General features: G+C 45.3%; 11 protein-coding genes. 7 read left to right on the forward strand and 4 right to left on the reverse strand.

Going from position 1 to position 18,324, the window contains the following annotated elements; all coding sequences use genetic code 11:
* Positions 1–509: 509 nt before the first annotated feature.
* Positions 510–4,631: a hybrid sensor histidine kinase/response regulator transcription factor gene (locus BMX95_RS18210; RefSeq protein WP_081202610.1), complete on the reverse strand. Its 4,122-nt coding sequence runs from the start codon at positions 4,629–4,631 to the stop codon at positions 510–512.
* A 114-nt stretch (positions 4,632–4,745) separates the two neighbouring features.
* On the opposite strand from BMX95_RS18210, the gene BMX95_RS18215 reads away from it, so the two are divergent.
* The 6 genes from BMX95_RS18215 (at position 4,746) to BMX95_RS18240 (ending at position 13,027) form a co-directional block, all read left to right on the forward strand.
* Positions 4,746–5,552: a glutaminyl-peptide cyclotransferase gene (locus BMX95_RS18215; protein ID WP_165759018.1), complete on the forward strand. Its 807-nt coding sequence runs from the start codon at positions 4,746–4,748 to the stop codon at positions 5,550–5,552.
* Positions 5,553–5,837: 285 nt separating this feature from the next.
* Positions 5,838–6,293 (forward strand): response regulator, encoded by a 456-nt coding sequence (locus BMX95_RS18220; RefSeq protein WP_081202608.1) that lies wholly within the window; start codon positions 5,838–5,840, stop codon positions 6,291–6,293.
* A 27-nt stretch (positions 6,294–6,320) separates the two neighbouring features.
* On the forward strand, positions 6,321–7,568 hold the full coding sequence (locus tag BMX95_RS18225; RefSeq protein ID WP_081202607.1) for a sensor histidine kinase: 1,248 nt from the start codon (positions 6,321–6,323) through the stop codon (positions 7,566–7,568).
* A 29-nt stretch (positions 7,569–7,597) separates the two neighbouring features.
* Complete coding sequence (locus BMX95_RS18230; RefSeq protein WP_081202606.1) at positions 7,598–11,182, forward strand: response regulator; 3,585 nt, start codon at positions 7,598–7,600, stop codon at positions 11,180–11,182.
* 11 nt (positions 11,183–11,193) lie between these two features.
* Positions 11,194–12,015 (forward strand): CheR family methyltransferase, encoded by an 822-nt coding sequence (locus BMX95_RS18235; RefSeq protein ID WP_081202605.1) that lies wholly within the window; start codon positions 11,194–11,196, stop codon positions 12,013–12,015.
* A gap of 58 nt (positions 12,016–12,073) precedes the next feature.
* Positions 12,074–13,027, forward strand: coding sequence for a hypothetical protein (locus BMX95_RS18240; RefSeq protein ID WP_081202604.1), 954 nt, complete (start codon positions 12,074–12,076; stop codon positions 13,025–13,027).
* Here the strand turns inward: BMX95_RS18240 and BMX95_RS18245 are convergent.
* The 3 genes from BMX95_RS18245 to BMX95_RS18255 all read right to left on the reverse strand — a co-directional run bounded on the left by BMX95_RS18245 (position 13,020) and on the right by BMX95_RS18255 (position 15,188).
* Positions 13,020–13,814, reverse strand: coding sequence for a polysaccharide deacetylase family protein (locus BMX95_RS18245; RefSeq protein WP_165759017.1), 795 nt, complete (start codon positions 13,812–13,814; stop codon positions 13,020–13,022). The two genes, BMX95_RS18240 and BMX95_RS18245, sit on opposite strands and share 8 nt — an antisense overlap.
* Positions 13,815–13,911: 97 nt before the next feature.
* Positions 13,912–14,277 (reverse strand): DUF1304 domain-containing protein, encoded by a 366-nt coding sequence (locus tag BMX95_RS18250; RefSeq protein ID WP_081202602.1) that lies wholly within the window; start codon positions 14,275–14,277, stop codon positions 13,912–13,914.
* A gap of 2 nt (positions 14,278–14,279) precedes the next feature.
* A complete protein-coding gene (locus BMX95_RS18255) occupies positions 14,280–15,188 on the reverse strand; it encodes an NAD(P)/FAD-dependent oxidoreductase (protein WP_081202601.1) in 909 nt (302 codons plus the stop codon).
* 277 nt (positions 15,189–15,465) lie between these two features.
* Between BMX95_RS18255 and BMX95_RS18260 the strand changes: the two genes are divergently transcribed.
* A complete protein-coding gene (locus BMX95_RS18260) occupies positions 15,466–17,892 on the forward strand; it encodes a TonB-dependent receptor (RefSeq protein WP_081202600.1) in 2,427 nt (808 codons plus the stop codon).
* Positions 17,893–18,324 lie beyond the last annotated feature (432 nt).

An 18,324-nucleotide genomic window follows, 5' to 3' on the forward strand; every position in this document is an offset into this window, starting at 1 on the left:
GAGCCTCCCCCGGCCCCTCCGGTGGAGGGGAGAAATATAACCTCGCAATTATTTTTCAACCTTTAAATCGGTCAACCTCTTCTTACCTCTTACGTCTTACTTCCTTTATCGAAAAAGTCTCTTTGTAATCTCATATCAACTTGTCAACCCATCAACCTCCCAACCCTATCTCTGCCTTCTGCCCTCTGCCTTTTGCCTTTTCTCTCTGCCCTCTGCCCTCTGCCTTCTGCCCTTTTAAACTGCTTGAAAACAAAACCGCCCCCGTAATGTACCCAACGGTTGCAACCAGGCGGTTTGTTTTCGAAGCAATGATCCTTAGTCTTTCAGTCCCTCCAGGTAAAAGATGGCTACCCGTTACAAAGTTTATATTAGTTTAAAATTATCGGTGTCAATTCCTGAGAGTGTGAAAATAGCAGCAGTTTTTAATACGTATGGTATCGGTTTGTCTAAATGAGGGTATCAAAATGTTGCCGGGGACTGAAAAAAGTCTATTGGAATGGTATATTTTGTCAATTCTCACCCTTTCTGGCATCTGCCTGCCAGGCGGAAGGCAGTTTTCCAAACTCCACCTTGAAGTATTTGGAGAAATACTTGGGATTGTTAAACCCGGTTTCATAGGCTACTTCCGCAACAGTCATTTTCGATTTAGCAAGCAATTGCGCTGCCCGTTGCAACCGTACGCTCCGGATAAATTCTATGGGAGTTTTACCAGTCAATACAAACAGTCGTTTATATACAGCCGCCCGGCTCAGCAACAGGGCACGGCTTAATTCCTCTACCGAGAAATCGGCATTGGAGATGTTCTTCTCAACAATGGTCAGTGCGTCCTGTACAAATCGTTGATTCGGGCATTCGAGGTTTACATCTGTTGTTTTTACGGCTATCTGACTGGCAAAGCTTTGCTTCATGGATTGTTGCTGTTGCAACAGGTTCCTGATACGGCTTACCAGCAATTCAAAATTGAAAGGCTTCGTCATATAATCGGCGGCGCCGGTTTCAATACCCCGCAATTGTTGTTCTTCGCTGTTTTGTGCCGTTAATAATACAACGGGGATGTGTTTGGTGCGCGGGTCCTGCCTGATCTTTTTACACAGGTCCAGCCCATTCATTTCGGGCATATTGATATCGCTCACTACAATGTCAGGATGAACCGACAGCGTTTTCTGCCAGCCATCGCGGCCATTCACTGCTACGACAATATTGAAGCATTCGCGCAGGTTGTCTTTCAGGTAAAACAAAAAGTCATCATTGTCTTCTACCAATAAAACTGTCTGAACCGGGTTGGATGGAATTTTTGGGATGACTGAAATTTCGATTTCCGGGATTGTTGAGCTGACTGGGATAGCCTCAGATACTTCGGAAGGAATGATCTCTTTTACCGGTAATATTACGGTAAACACAGAGCCTTTACCTTCTTCGCTTTCCACATGGATAGACCCGCCCAGCAGGTTTACGAACTCTTTGGTGATGGCCAGTCCAATCCCACTGCCCTGGTTCATCATAGTTGCTGGTATTTCGTACTGAAAGAACCGTTCAAAGATCCTTTCCTGGCGGTTGCGAGGAATACCAATACCCGTGTCTTTTACATTTATTTCAAGCAGGGTTGTTTCCTGCTGCGGTACGCTGTTAATTTCCACAGACACGACTCCATGCTCGGCAGTAAATTTAAACGCATTGGAAAGCAGGTTGAAAATGATGCGTTCCAGTTTGTCGTGATCGAATTGTGTGTACAGGCTTTTTAGTGCGCTGGTATAAGAAAAGCGAATGTGTTTTTTCTCTGCGATATCGGTAAATGAACCGGCCGAATCTTCAATAAATTGGATGATGTCGCCTTCGGTAGCATGCAGTTTTAATTCATGCACTTCCATTTTACGAAAATCGAGTAACTGATTTACCAGGTTCAACAGCCGGCGGGCGTTGCGATGTATCAGCTGGTATTGGGTTCGCTGCGCCGGTTCTGCGGCTGTTTTTATCATTCCTTCCAAGGGGGTAAGGATCAGCGATAACGGCGTTCGGAATTCATGGCTCACATTGGTAAAAAAGCGGGTCTTCATCAGGTCCAGCTCACGCATGCGGCTGGCTTCCTTTCGCTCCTGCTCCAATGCCATCCGCATTTTTGTTTGTTGAATTACGGCGCGACGGGCAAAATACAACACGGCCAAGGCAATCAATACATATAATACATAAGCCAGTGGTGATAACCAGAATGGCGGCAATACAATAATAGAAACGGCTACTGCCTGCTCTTTCCAGTGGCCCCGTTCATCAGACGCTTTTACATAAAAAGTGTATTTGCCCGGATCCAGGTTGGTATAGGTAGCACGGCGGGTGTTGCCATCGGTAAACAACCAGTTATCGTTAAACCCTTTCAACCGGTAGGCATACCTCGTTTTATGGCTATTGATATAACCCAGACCGGAAAATTCAATGGAAAAGATATTTTCATCGTACCGCAGGGTAATGGCATCTGTTTCAGAAATGGCTTTCTGCAAAATCACATGCCTGTTTATGGTATCGCCTGTTTCAATGGGTTGATTAAATACCTGAAAACCGGTTAACAGTACCTGCGGCGCAGTGGTGTTGATGGTGATCCGCGCCGGATCGAACAGGTTGAACCCATTGGGCCCGCCAAAAATAAGTTCACCACGCCTCGTTTTCAGGGCGGCATTTTCATTGAAGGCTATGCCCTGTAAGCCATCGATGCGGTCGTAATTGATACAGCCTATACAAATACCGGTATTTAATGATCCGAAACAACTGATGCGGCTGATGCCATTGAGGGTACTCACCCACAAGTCATGCGCATTGTCTTCCAGGATATTTAAAATAGTATTATCGGGCAACCCCTCTTCCGTTCTAAAAACCTGGAAGCTGTTGTTTTCCGGGTTGTATACATTCAATCCATCGCGGGTACCCACCCAGGTGTAACCGCGGCTGTCATTGTAAATAGAGATGATGTTATCGTTACTGAGTTTTGTTTCTCTGCCCAGTAATTGTGTAAAGGCCCCGGTTTGTTTATTGCGTACATCGATGCCATAGGAAGTCCCTACCCATAGATTCCCTTTTTTATCTTCCGTAATAGCAGCAATATAACCGGTATGCACAGAGTTTGGTGCCAGGGGTTTGTAATGAATGAACCGGTTGCTGGCGCGGTCGTATTTTTCCAACCCCGCTTCCAGGGTACCGATCCACAGCTCGTTATTACTGTCTTCATAAATTTCCCAAACCCGGTTATCACTTAAACTTGTGCTGTCTTTTGCAGCATGGCGGTGATGCGTAAAAGTTTTGCCGTCGTAGCTATCGAGCCCGCCGAAATAAGTACCGATCCATAATACACGGGCATGTTCAATAAACAAACTTACAATAACATCGTTGCAAAGACTGTTGTCATTAAGGGCGTTATGCCGGAATTGTTTATATGAATTAGCGTCGCGGTCGAAGTATAACAGGCCGCCTCCGTTGGTACCGATCCAGCAATTGCCTTTGTCGTCTTCTACAAATTCGTTCACATCATTAAAGGGCAAACTGTTTTTATTGGCTTCCTCGTGCCTGTATACAGGAAACTGTATGATGCCTTCGTGGTAATAATTGATCCCCTGTTTAAAGGTGCCTATCCAAATAACGCCCTGGTCATCTTTATACAGCTCCGTGAGGCTGTTCTGGGCCAGGCTGTTATTGTCGTTTGGGTTATTTTGTAACACTTGTACAGTATACCCTTTTTTATTCAGGATATTAAGCCCCCCGTGATCTGTCGCTATCCATAACAAACCCTTGTTGTCTTGTACCACACTCATCACAATATTACTGCTAAGGATGGCGGTACCTTCCGTATTGGCAATTTGGCGCAGGGTATTTTTTTGTGGATTTATCTGGTACAGGCCATTGATTACGCCGCTGCCAAATACCCACAGTTCATCCTGCGAATCGATGTACACCCGGTATAATAAATTAGCAACGCCTTGTTTTTGTTGCAGCATGTTGGTGCTGCTGCTTTTCTTTTTGGTAGTGGCATCAAACTGTTCAATCAAACCATTGCAATAGACTACCCAGATATTATTTTTTGAATCGGTTTTTACATCGGCAATGATATTGATCCGGGTGGTGGTTTGCGGAGTTAATGACAAGACCGGTTTATCGTTTTCATAATAGTAAACACCCTGGTCGCGGTACACAAACAAAAAGCCCTTGCCTGCCGGTATTACATCGGTTAGCCCATAAGCCGGCAGTTTCCGTTTTTGTAAATACCTGTCAACCTGACGATCAAAACGCTCCGTGGCGGGATCATAGATATTAAAGCCAATACGGGTGGCTATCCATAATTTATTATCGGGGCCAGTTGCAATTTTTGCAATGTAATCATCCGTAAGGGAGGTAGTATCTTTTATGCTGTGGCGGAAGGTTTTAAAACTGTATCCATCAAAACGGTTCAACCCGCTCATGGTGCCAAACCACATAAACCCTTTTTTACCTTTATAAATACAGTTGACCTGGTTATTGGAGAGGCCCTGGTTGAAATCGAGATGGGCAAAATGCCGCGATGTTGGTTGCTGCGCTACAAGCAGCAATACCAAACACATACAAGCAGGCAATAAAACCAGGGTTTTGGTCAACCATTTCAAATCAGGCAGCATACCAAAAGCAAGTATACTAAAAGTAACGCGGCATTAAAAGTAATTACATAGTTATATTTTATGACACGTGGTGCTGCAAAAAAAATGCATTATTATTGTCGTCACATTAATGCCATGAAACCAATATTATTTGTTCTTTTGACCTTAGTTATTTTTTCTGCCTGCCAGTCAGGTTCAACGGAAGAAAACGAAAACGTGGAAAATGCCGGCCCGGTTACCCCTGCTATCAAGTATGAAGAAGTCGACTATTTCCTGCACGACACCTCCCTGTTCACCGAAGGATTGTTGATTCACGATGGGCTGTTATTTGAAAGCACCGGTTCACCCGACAAAGGCAGAAAATCATTGATTGGCTACAACGACCTGAAAACAGGAGCCTTTATTAAAAAGGTAGAACTGCCACATGATTCTCTCTTCGGTGAAGGCATTGTATTTTTTAAGGACAAGCTATACCAACTTACCTATAAAAACCACATCGGGTTTATTTACGACGCACACTCTTATAGAAAAACGGGACAATTCCCCATTGCAAAAGAAGGCTGGGGACTCACTACAGATGGCGCCAGCATCATTATGAGCGATGGCACCGACACCTTAAACTATGTAGATGCCGATGGCTATACCATTCATAAGAAATTACCGGTAACGGAAAATGGCGCCAAACGCGACAGCTTAAATGAACTGGAGTATATTAAAGGTTATATCTACGCTAACATCTGGCTTACCAACAACATCGTAAAAATAGATCCGGCCAATGGGAAAGTGGTTGGCAAACTTGATCTGAGCACCCTGGCGTTCAAGGCAGCACTCACCACAGGTGGTGATGCACTGAATGGCATTGCGTATGATTCCACCACCAGTTATATCTATGTTACCGGAAAACTGTGGCCACACATACATCAGCTAAAAATGTCGCAATAGCCGGGCTGCAATAAGGGTTGTTATATTAAAACCAGGATTTATAGATATGGGTAACTGGCATTAAAATCATATTATAAAGAATCTGACACTGAACGCTTTCTGAGGCTTTTCCTGTTCTTTTGTGGACTTTTTTACCCGACTCCCATTGGTCTGCGGATTGCACATATGCATACTATGCTCAGCTATGAGATCACATGTAAAAAAAACTTACTCTAAGTTGTTTACATGCAAGGGAATTAAAGGAACGATTAATAAAACATTTTTTAACATAGGAATAGCTCGGATATGACTCAACCCCGTAGTTTCTTGCTCGTTGACGACGACATTGACGACATCATTATTTTTCAGGACACCTTAAAAAAGGTGGATGATAAAATTGGGTTTTTCTATGTCAACAATGGAAAAGATGCCATTGATCTGCTCACAGACAATGTACCTAATTTACCAAGTCTTATATTTTTAGACATCAATATGCCCCGCATGGATGGGAAGGAATGTTTGCAGATCCTGAAACAGGACGCCAGGCTTAAACACATCCCGGTGCTCATGTACACTACCTCCTCGCAATCAGCCGATATTGAAGAGACCATGATGCATGGCGCCATGGCTTTCATCACCAAACCCTGGGGAGTTAATGAACTTAAGAAACTATTATCAGTAATTGCACATACCCCGGTGGCAAAACTGCCTACTGCGTTGCAATCCTTGGAAAAAGAAATAAGCTGCTTTATAGTTTGTTAGTACATTTTTGACTAGTATTGGTATAGTATGATCCTTATTGTAGATGATAAATATGAAAACCTGTTCTCATTAAAAACATTACTGCAATTATACGCTTATGAAACCGATACCGCCGCTTCTGGCGAAGAAGCCCTGAAGAAGATCCTGAAGAACGAATACTCGGTTATTATACTCGATGTACAAATGCCCGATATGGACGGTTATGAAGTGGCAGAAGCCATTTCGGGTCTTAACAAAACCAGGGACATTCCCATCATATTCCTTTCTGCGGTCAATATCGACAAACGTTTTATTGCCAAAGGATATGATTCCGGCGGGGTTGATTACATCACCAAACCCTTCGATAACGATTTGCTGTTATTGAAAGTAAGAACATTTTACCGGCTCTCTCAACAGCGGAAAGAATTGAAAATGGTAGAAGAGGCCCTGCGGCGTGAAATTGATATGCGTAAAAAATCGCAGGCGGAAGTGGAAGAGATCAACTCCCTGCTTGAGTTTAAGGTAGAAGAAAGGACCAGGGACCTGACGCAACTGAACAAAGACCTGGAGAACCGCAATGCGGAACTGGCGCAATATGCGTATTTAGCCTCGCACGACCTGCAGGAACCGCTTCGTAAGATCATCACGTTTATAAAGATCATCGACGACAAATACCTGGCTGGCATTCCTGAAGCCAAACAGGAGATCACGAAAGTGATTACCTCCGCTGAAAGAATGCGGAACCTCATCAATGCACTCCTCAGCTACTCAAAGCTTTCGGCCGTTTCCTATTTTACCCCGGTGAACCTGAACGACATCATTAAAGATGCACTGGCCGACCTGGAACTGGCTGTAAAGGATAAACAGGCCATCATTCAGGTTACCACCCTGCCTGAAGTAGAGGGCATAGCTGCACAAATGCGGCAGTTATTTATGAACCTGTTGAGCAATGCCCTGAAGTTTTCGAAAACAACCATACAACCACAAATAAAAATATACTGTGAACCGGTTGACGAACTATCGCTGGAAGCCGCACCGGTTAAAACAGGCAGGTACGTCCGTATCCATTGCAGTGACAATGGCATTGGGCTCGACGAATCGTATATAGATAAAATATTTGTGATCTTTCAACGCTTACATGGCAGAACACAATATGAAGGAACAGGGATAGGACTTGCCATTGTAAAAAAGATCGTTGAAAAACACAATGGATTAATAGGGGTAAAAAGCCATGAGGGCGAAGGTGCCACCTTTACCATTGTACTTCCGCTAAAGCAAAGCAACAATACGAATTAACGTTTTAATTTATAAAACAGCTTTTTAAGATGAATGCATTCAAACGCAACCTCATCATTGGTTATGGCATTTCATTATTACTGCTGATCATAAGCGCCGTAGCGTCGTACCTCAGCATCAATAATTTACTGAACAGCGCCCAATGGGTGAATCATACAAATGCAGTAGGCAAAAAAGTGGAAGGCGTGATCTCCGTGCTGGTAGATGCCGAAACCGCCCAACGCGGCTACCTGCTCACCAACCAGGAAGAATTCCTTCAACCGTTTAATGGTTCCCGAGAAAGGGCCAACAACCTGTTGAGTGAATTAAAAACCCTTACTGCAGATAATTATCCCCAGCAACAGGATGGCGAGTTGTTGCGCATCCAGGCCAATGCCCGGTTAAGCTATTTAAATGAACTGATACTAAAGAAGCGCAAAGGCGAACTGATACCCGACAGTATGCTGTTGGCGGGTAAAGAACAAATGGATTACGCAAGGGAGATCGTTGATCGCATGCGCAACCGGGAAGAATCGCTGCTGAAAATAAGAACGCAATCCATGAACCGGTTCGCCGCCAGCACCCCTACCCTTATTTTAGTAGCCTGTGTGCTGGGCATTCTGGTTACTATCATTTCATTTTTGCGCGTATTGAATGATTTCCAAAAACGAACGGCCCTGCAACTGGAGTTACAGGAAAAAGATGAACAGATCTCGAGAAGACTGGAATTGATAGATGAGGTGGCTACCACAATCTCCGAAGGTAATTACGGCGTAAAAGTAGAAGACAAAGGCAGCGATGCACTCGCCAGCATTGCTATTTCATTAAATAAAATGACAGATGCCCTGCACATTTCTTTCACCCAGCTGAAAGACCAGCAATGGCTGCAAACCGGTATTGCGCAATTGAACGAGATCATGATCGGTAAAAAAGAAATGGAGCTGCTTACGTTCGATGTAATAGAATTTGTAACCAACTATACCGGTTCTGCCCAGGGCGCCTTTTACCTGCGAACAGATGAAAACCTCATACAACTGGTAGCCGGTGTAGCCATCAGCAATAAAGCCGCCAAAGCCAATATTAAGTTTGGCGAAGGCATAGCAGGCCGGTGCGCGCAATCAGGACAAGCCGTTCACCTTGAAAATATCCCCGAAACACAGGTCACCATCGACTATACGGGCGGATCTATTAAGCCGGCATCCATCCTGGCCATTCCCATTTTCTACGAAAACCGGTTAAAGGGTGTGCTTGAAATTACCACCCTGCAATCGTATCGCCCCATTATGTTAGATTTTATGCGGGAAGCCGGTTACAATATTGGTCTGGCAGTACACAGCGCCCGTGATCACCAGCGCTTACAGGAATTGCTAACCGAAACCCAGGCACAGTCGGAAGAACTACAGGCCCAGCATACCGAACTCGAAAACATCAATGCCGAACTGGAAGCCCAGGCCGAACGCCTGCAAACCAGTGAAGAAGAATTGCGGGTACAACAGGAAGAACTGCAACATGCCAATCACGAATTGGAAGAACGAAGCCAGTTGCTGGAAGAAAAAAATGAATTGATCGTAGAACGGAACCTGGAAATACAGGCCCGGGCCGAAGAACTGGCCATGAGCACCAGGTACAAATCAGAGTTTTTGGCCAATATGTCGCACGAGCTGCGCACGCCGTTGAACTCTATCCTGTTGCTGTCGCGTTTGCTCAACGAGAACCACACCAATAATTTAACAAACGACCAGATAGAATACGCCAATGTGATCCAAACCTCCGGTAAAGGATTGCTGACACTGATCGATGAGATCCTTGACCTGTCAAAGATAGAGGCCGGTAAAATGGAACTGGAATATACCGACGTTCGTATCACTGACCTGGTGAATGAACTGCAGGCTTTGTTTACACCACTGGCCGAAGAAAAAGGCGTTGCCTTTAAAGTGGAACAGGAAAGTGAATTACCCCTTACCATTGAAACCGACCGGTTGCGGCTAAACCAGATCTTACGCAACCTGATCTCCAACGCCATCAAGTTCACCAAAAAAGGATCGGTTGTTTTAAGTATAACGCAACAGGGAACCGAATGCAGGTTCTCCGTAAAAGACACCGGTATCGGTATTTCAAAAGAAAAACAAGCCATCATCTTTGAAGCCTTTCAACAGGCAGATGGAAGCACCCGCCGGCAATTTGGCGGCACCGGGCTGGGATTAAGCATCAGTCAGAAATTAGCCCAACTATTGAACGGTGACATTTCATTGACCAGTGCAGAAGGCGAAGGCAGTGAATTTATACTGGAACTGCCGATGACAAAAAGCGCTGCTGCAACAAAAATGCATTCCGTTGCAGTTGTCATACACAGGGAGCAAACCGACAAAACTGCCACGCCTGTTAGTGCTGGAGAGAACCAGTACATTTCACCGGTCATTCCTTCACCGGTTGAAGATGACCGCGATGCCATGACCTCTGGCGAGAAGTTGATCCTGATCATTGAAGACGATACCGCCTTTGCGCGCTCCCTGCTCGAATATACGCGCGCCAAAGGGTATAAAGGTATTGTGGCCGTACGTGGCGACGAAGGCATTGCCCTGGCCAAACAATATATGCCATCGGGGATCTTACTCGATCTGCAGCTGCCTGTTATGAGTGGCTGGCAGGTAATGGATGAACTGAAAGCAGATAATAGTACCCGCCATATACCCGTACACATTATGTCGGCCTACCAGATGAAAACCCAAAGTCTGTCGAAGGGCGCGGTTGATTTCATCAACAAACCCGTAGCTTTTGAAAAGCTGGGTGAAATGTTCTCGAAGATTGAACAGGCGTTGAACCGCCATCCCAAAAAAGTACTGATCGTTGAAGAAAACACACAACACGCCAAAGCACTGGCCTACTTCCTCAGCAATTACAATGTGGCCTCTGAAATTGAGAACACGGTTGAAGATGGTATAAAATCACTCACCCAGAAAGAAATAGATTGTGTGATCCTCGATATGGGCATACCCGCCCAACGCTCGTACGACACGCTGGATGAAGTGAAAAAAACAAGGGGCCTCGAAGATGTTCCCATTATCGTGTTCACCGGCAAAAACCTGTCGCAAAGCGAAGAGATAAAGATCAAGCAATATGCCGATTCCATTGTTGTAAAAACGGCGCACTCCTATCAACGCATTCTCGATGAAGTATCGTTGTTCCTGCACCTGGTAGAAGAAAACCAACAGGATACCCGCACCTTCAGACGCAATCGTAAAGTAGAGACCGGTGAAGTGTTGAAAGGGAAAACGGTGCTGGTAGTAGATGATGACGTGCGCAATATATTCTCGCTTTCGAAATCGCTGGAAAGTTATGGCATGCAGGTAGTTTCAGCCATCGATGGCAAGGAAGCACTAAAACAACTGGAAGGCGATGTAAAAATCGATATGGTGTTAATGGATATGATGATGCCTGAACTGGATGGTTATGAAACAACCAGGATACTGCGAAAAATGCCGCAATACCGCAACCTGCCGGTAATTGCCGTTACCGCCAAAGCCATGACGGGCGACAGGGAAAAATGTATTGCAGCCGGCGCTTCCGATTATATTACCAAACCCGTTGATGTTGATCAGTTGATCTCCCTGCTGCGGGTGTGGTTGTATCAATAAACAAAAAGACTATGATCAAGGAGGAAGAGCTGGACCTGCTGATAACAGAACTGTTTGAAAAATACGGGTACGATTTTACCAATTATGCCCGGGCCTCTTTTAAAAGAAGGGTAAACCGGGTAATGGTCATAGACCGTTTTCCCAGCTTTGCAGAACTGCTGTACAGGGTAAGGAACGATGCCGCCTATTGTAATCACATAGTGCAGGAGCTCACCGTGAATGTAACGGAAATGTTCAGGGACCCGTCGTTGTTTAAAATGATCAGGGAACAAATATTACCGGTGGTGGCTACCCATCCGTTCATTCGCATCTGGCATGCCGGCTGTTCAACCGGCGAAGAAGTGTATTCGATGGCCATTCTGCTGGAAGAAGCCAATCTGCTGCACAAATCGCGGCTATACGCAACCGACTTAAACCCCACTGTCATTGACAATATAAAACGGGGTATTTTTCCGCTGGCCCAAATGAAACAATATTCCGAAAATTACATTGCCAGTGGCGGCAAAAAAGACTTTTCAGATTACTATACCGCCAAATATGAATGGGCTAAATTTCACGACCGGTTAAAGGAAAAAATGGTGGTAGCCACGCACAACCTGGTATCTGACAGATCATTCAATGAGTTCCAGCTCATCCTTTGCCGGAACGTATTGATTTATTTTGACAGAACGCTGCAGAATAAAGTATTTAACCTGTTCGACAGCAGCCTGGAGAAACTGGGTTTTATTATATTAGGTTCCAAAGAAAACCTGCGATTCTCTACAGTGGCGCCCAAATACACCCAATGGTCGCCCAAAGAAAAAATATGGCGCAAAACAGCTGCCCAGGGATAAATCTGCCCCTTGTTTCCTGCGGAGAAATGGCGTAACATTGGGGCCAATTTCCAATAGTATGTATAAAATAGTGCTCTCTTTTCTTTTGATCAGTGTGATAGCCTGTAAACAGCAGTCATCAGTAGCAGACAAGATCAATTCCAACATACAGAATAGTAAAACAAACAAACACGTTCATATCCCCGGAACCCGCTTGTATATAGTTCCGCCGGCGAACTTTACGGTTTCCCAAACGCCAGCCGGTTTGCGCAATGGAGACCTGGCAGGAATAACTGTCACCGATCTGGTAAACGGGAATTACTACACCAACGCAGCCAGTTTTAATAAAGCCGGGTTTGTACAACGTGGAATAAAAACATACGATTTCCAGGAAATAAAAGTGAACGGGTATCCGGCCAAATACGTTTCCCTGCAGGGCGATGAAAAAGCCAGGATGTACTGGCTGGTATTTGGCGACAGCAGTTTTTCAACCATGGTTATGGGCGTTTATCCGGCCGGTGACCTAACCTCCGGAAAAGCGATCCTGGGTGCACTGAACACGATCTATTACGATAAAAACGAAAAGATAGACCCATTTGCCGCAGCAGCCTTTTCCCTGGATGATAGCCAGTCGAAATTCAAATTCTTCCAGTTCTCTACCAATATGTATGTGTATACTGTGGGCGGTAAGGATAACAAGAATGAACCCGATGCCCCGTTTTTAGTACTCACACAAATGCCAATAGAAAAAGGAATGAAAGCCAAAAATGTGGGCGACATGATGCTGAGCAAACTGGAAGGTTATGGGCTCACCCATACAGAAATAAAAAATGCCTCGGCTGAAAAGATCAATGGGTATGATGCCTACGAAGCAGAAGTGCATGGACAAATGCACAACAAACCCAGCATTATGTACCAGTGTGTAATAGCCAATGGTGACAATGTCATCAGCATGCAGGGTATAGCCAAAGACAACTTCGATGAAAATATAGCCGCCTTTAAAGCATTAGCACATACGATCAAGATCAAATAAGTTCAGCAACAGACGTGACAGGCTGTTTCTTCCGCCTCACCAGGTCAGCCAGCATGGAATTGTCAAGGAACACAAAGCCACCAATATCGTGCAGGCTTTTTAAAAAGCGTTCCAACGATCGCCATAATGAAAACTGGCTGAGTTCCCAGCTATGTCCCCATAAGTGAAAATAGTGATCTTCATTTTGGGTGTGGGAAATGTCATACAGGTAATTGAGAAAGTTTCTGCTCATAGCTTCCCAGTTGGAATCAAACAACTTCCACGCTGAGATATAACTTACGAATTTCAGTCGCTTCACATTATTCTTCAGGTAAGAAATATTGCTGTGGTTATACACCTGGCAGGTGGTAGGCAGAATTACAAAGTCCAGGACGTTCTTTACACCAGACATTGAATGAGTAAGCATTTCCACAGTTCGCATGGCGGTAAAACCAGCTTCGCGTTGCAAGGAAACATGCGCTGCACTAAAGCGCCCTGTGGGTGGACAAAAAGAGTGAATAGCTTTGCCCGTTACATCTTCCAGCCATTGTTTACAATCGAAGATCTCAGCACGGGCCTGCTTATACGATACCCGGGTTAAAATGGGATGGGTCATGGTATGTCCGCCCACTTCAATTAAACGGGAAAGCGTACGGATCTCACTTTCAGACAAACTCGCAGTGCAACACTCACATGATCGGGGAATATAAAACGTAGCTTTCACATTAAATTTGGCAAGCAGTTCTGCCAGCCGCAGATCGGCAATATGCCCATCGTCGAACGAACAGGTAAAATAGATTTTTCCCACTTGGTTGTTGATTAAATGATTATTGATGATCATATATAGCATAAGTTATGCCCAGTCACTTAGTCAACAAAGGGACGAACAATGGCGGCACATCATCTTATTTCAACAACATGGCACCCACGGCTAGCAGGGCCGGCAATGCCTGGATAAAGAAAATCTTTTTGGTGGCGGTAACCGCGCCATATACACCGGCGACAATTACGCAGGTAAGAAAGAAAACCGCCACGTTGGTACTCCACGATATGTCTGTTATAAAGAACGACCAGATGAGTCCCGCGGCCAGAAAGCCATTATACAAACCCTGGTTAGCAGCCAACACTTTGGTAGGCGCAAACAACTCCGGCTTCAGGGAGCCCTTAAATGCTTTTTTGCCCTTGGTTTCCCAGGCAAACATTTCCAGGTATAAAATATACAAATGCTCCAGGGCTACCAGGCCCACCAAAATGTTCGCTACTATTTCCATATTTAAAATGATTCTTCAACGAGTTCTTTATTGATCCCCGCGCCTGCCATTCCCCCACCCGCAACTGCGAGCGAAACCGCGCGCATCATGGCTGTATTATCACCAGCAGCATATACGCCGGGAACAGACGTGCGGCCCAGCATGTCAACAGCCAGATAGCCCTGCTCGGTTAACGTACAACCCAATTGCACGGGGATATCACAATGTTGTATAAACGGGATCTTCGCATACATCGCTTTTAATGGCATGGTGGAACCATCTTTCAACAACACCTGTTTCAACTGGCCATTGCTGTGTTCAAACCCGGCAATTTCTGTTTCCACCACTGTTATCTTGTGCTTTTGCAGTTTCTCCAGCTGCTCTAAAGATAGGGTTGATTTCCCATTTGTAAAAAGGGTAAGGTCCGGGGTGAGGTTTGCGATCAGTTTAGAAAACTCAAAACCTATATCGCCATTGCTCATGATGCCGGTTTTCTCTTGTTTTACCTCATACCCATGACAGTAAGGACAATGGATAACCGTAATTCCCCAGCACTCGGCAAAACCGGGTATGGCTGGCATCAGGTCTTTTACGCCGGTGGCAAATAACAATTTACGGGCGAAAAACCTGGTTCCATCGGCAGTAGTTAACTCAAATCCATCTTCTTTTTTAACAGCAGATACAGCAAGGCCCGGCTGAATGCTTACGGTTTTATATTTCAGCACCTGTTCCCGCGCTTTTTCGGCTATCGCTTTTGGCGTTTCGCCATCATGGGTGATGAAGTTATGCGAGTGCGGGGTTTGCCGGTTACAGGGCAAACCGCTATCGATGATCAGCACGTTGCGTAACGACCTGCCCAGGGACATAGCGGCTGATAAACCGGCATAACTTCCCCCAACGATGACTACATCGTACCTGTTATTTCCTGCCATAGTATTGAGTTTTAGCTGTGTGAGACACAAAAGTAGGGAAAGTTTTATATTTTGCAACAATGTTGCATACCAAATAGCCAAATAGCGGTGCAAAAGTTTCCCGAAGGGTATCAACTGGCCTGAATACATACAAATTTCCAATAATAGGTTTTGCCTCTCCGTTATGTTACCCTTCTCGTAAATCATTTTCCTGATCGCGTAAAAGGTTTCCGCCTTCCCCGCTTTTCTTTGCGCTGCTAAAGCCCCTATAGCATTCGTATTTATTAAATGAAAAACAATGAAGATCACTTTACGTATTACCCTGTTATTATTTTTTGTTACCGGTTTGCAAACTGTTCTGCTGGCACAGCAAGGCAGCTTGCAGGGAAAAGTGACCACCGCCGATGGCAGCCCGGCCGAAGGCATTACGGTGGGCATTGCCGGCAAAAGATGGGCAACCGCCACCAATTCACGGGGTGACTACAAACTGACCGGCATTAAACCCGGCAGCTACACCATTCGGGTAACCGCAGTTGGTTTGAAACCCGTTGACAAAACAATTACCCTTACCGATGGCGAAATAGTAGTTACAGATTTTATATTGACCGAAAACCACGCCACCTTGCAGGAAGTGGTGATCGCTGCTAAAAAGCGTTCCCTGAGCGATGTAAGCGAAACTGTAGGCAAAATACCTTTGAGCCGTCTGGAAAACCCACAGGTCTATACTTCCCTTTCCAACAACCTGATAAAAGAACAGATCACTACCGACCTCAGTAATGCGTTGAAGAATACCCCGGGCTTATATAAAATTTCCGGTAACCGCGGTATCAATACCGATGGCGCCACTTCTTATACGGTGCGTGGTTTCAGAACAGAGGTATCCATGATAGATGGGGTTCCCACCCAAACAAACGGAGAATTTGACCCGGTGAATGTAGAAAGGATCGAAGTGTTGAAAGGCCCCTCCACTACCCTGTATGGTGGCGCTGTTACCTCATTGGGCGGTCTCATCAATGTTATTTCCAAAAAACCGGTCGATACGCCGGGTGGTGAAATTTCCTATAGCACCGGCAGTTATAACCTGAACCGTTTTACGACCGATGTGTATGGTCCCGCCAATAAAGAAGGCAATGTATTATTCCGTTTGAACGCCGCTTATCAGAACCAGCAAAGCTGGCAGGATGCCGGGTTTAAAAAATCCCTGCTGATTGCGCCGGCTTTTGAGATCCGTGCCAATGAGCAATTTAAAATAAACCTGAACGCAGAATTTTATAATGCGGAAATGACAAGCCCTTCCTCCATTTACCTGAACCGTGTCCGTCAGTTCGTAGCACATACGCCAGACGAATTAGGTTTTAACTGGAAGCGTTCCTACACCACCAATGACCTCACCATAAAAATGCCCACCACCAATATGCGGGCGATGGCCACCTATAAAATAAACAATAACTGGACGTCACAAACCATTATCAGCAGCAACACGCGCAAATCTGATGGGTACTACCAGTATGAATTCATCCGTAAGAACACCGATGATTCCCTTGAGCGTAACATCAGTATTTATAACACCATCAATACTGCGCTGGACCTGCAGCAGAACTTTACCGGCAGTTTCAACAGCGGTTCCGTTAAACACCGGCTGCTGGTTGGCCTCGACTATGTACATACCAGAATAAACAACGATAATTCTACCCAGATTGTCTTTGACTTTGTAAACGGCACAGATATCCAGGATAGAAATTATGCAAAGATCTCTAAATATGCAGTAGATCAAAAAATAGCTGCTGCCACAGACGGTGCCACCCGAAACCACACGCCTACTGATATGTACAGCGCATACGTATCGGACGTAGTAAACCTGACGGACAACTTAATTGCCATGGTGAGTTTACGCGTGGATGCGTTCGACAGTAAAGGGACCCGTAACCACTATGCCGATACCATTCTGAAAGAGACCCAATATTCGCAAACCTCTTTCTCGCATAATTACGGGCTGGTATATCAACTGGTGAAAAATAAAGTATCGTTGTTTGCCAACTATATGAATGGCTTTATTTATCTGGCGCCCGTGACCCAGCCGGCTGTACCGGGTGTAACCTTTTCGGGTATTTTGAAACCACAGCATGCCAACCAGTTTGAAGGCGGTGTAAAACTGGAATTACTGAACAACAAATTGAATGTTACAGCAAGCTATTACGACATAAGCGCTACCAACATGGTGCGTATTGAACCCACTATCATCGACAACAAAAGCTGGAACGTGAACGTACAGGATGGTACGCAATACAGCAAAGGGTTTGAACTGGAAGTTCAGGCCAACCCCATCAATGGTTTAAACATCCTGGCCGGCTATGGTTATAACGACAGCAAACTCACCAAAGCAACTGCCGCCGTTGATGGCAGGCGCCCTGCTTATGCCGGTCCCGCCCACCTGGCCAATGCCTGGATCACTTATACCGTGCCAACCGGTAAATTAAAAGGATTGGGTGTTGGTTTTGGCGGCAACTATATAGGCGACTACCAAACCGCCAACTCTGCAGCAACCGGGGAGTTTACATTGCCTGCATACACGTTATTGAATGGGACCATTTTCTACGACGCCCGCTGGTATCGCCTGGGGGTTAAAATAGACAATGCAACCGATGAATTGTATTTCGCAGGCCAGGGTACCCTGATGCCGCAAATGCCGCGCACCATCACAGCGAATGTGACTATTAAGCTTTAACAATAAGAAGCCTTGTTAACTTTTAAGATGCCGTTCTGATTACATCAGAACGGCATCTTACTTTTCTACCCACGATGCAGCTCATCCCAAATTAAAAATATCGGTTATCCATTATTGATGTCAACGATTTAACGGGTAAGGCAAAACGCTATATGTTCACATGCATAACGCCGCCTGGCGCCTCGCATTTCCCCCGGTGTTTTCGTAAATTTCCTGTCACACCCCCGGGAAAAGGAATCAAACGTATTCTAACTCCTTATGCAGCAATTAGTGGGAACCGGTTGTCTCCCTATTGTTCTCCCGCTATTTCCACTGTAACCTTCTGATTTTGACAAGTTTGGGCAAATCCGTCCTGAAACATCCGGAATATCCTTGTGTCATTAATCCATTCCCGCTGTAAGGGACTTCAGGTATTTGGTATGCGATAGCTGC

Origin of the sequence: Niastella yeongjuensis (genome assembly GCF_900110245.1) — a bacterium.
GTDB classification, from domain to species: domain Bacteria; phylum Bacteroidota; class Bacteroidia; order Chitinophagales; family Chitinophagaceae; genus Niastella; species Niastella yeongjuensis.

Excerpts from the sequence above, each read along its gene's own strand:
- BMX95_RS18255 (WP_081202601.1), bottom strand. The coding sequence starts at position 15,188 with ATGGCAGGAAATAACAGGTACGATGTAGTCATCGTTGGGGGAAGTTAT.
- BMX95_RS18250 (WP_081202602.1), bottom strand. The coding sequence starts at position 14,277 with ATGGAAATAGTAGCGAACATTTTGGTGGGCCTGGTAGCCCTGGAGCAT.
- BMX95_RS18230 (WP_081202606.1), top strand. The coding sequence starts at position 7,598 with ATGAATGCATTCAAACGCAACCTCATCATTGGTTATGGCATTTCATTA.
- BMX95_RS18215 (WP_165759018.1), top strand. The coding sequence starts at position 4,746 with ATGAAACCAATATTATTTGTTCTTTTGACCTTAGTTATTTTTTCTGCC.
- BMX95_RS18210 (WP_081202610.1), bottom strand. The coding sequence starts at position 4,631 with ATGCTGCCTGATTTGAAATGGTTGACCAAAACCCTGGTTTTATTGCCT.
- BMX95_RS18235 (WP_081202605.1), top strand. The coding sequence starts at position 11,194 with ATGATCAAGGAGGAAGAGCTGGACCTGCTGATAACAGAACTGTTTGAA.
- BMX95_RS18225 (WP_081202607.1), top strand. The coding sequence starts at position 6,321 with ATGATCCTTATTGTAGATGATAAATATGAAAACCTGTTCTCATTAAAA.
- BMX95_RS18220 (WP_081202608.1), top strand. The coding sequence starts at position 5,838 with ATGACTCAACCCCGTAGTTTCTTGCTCGTTGACGACGACATTGACGAC.
- BMX95_RS18260 (WP_081202600.1), top strand. The coding sequence starts at position 15,466 with ATGAAGATCACTTTACGTATTACCCTGTTATTATTTTTTGTTACCGGT.
- BMX95_RS18240 (WP_081202604.1), top strand. The coding sequence starts at position 12,074 with ATGTATAAAATAGTGCTCTCTTTTCTTTTGATCAGTGTGATAGCCTGT.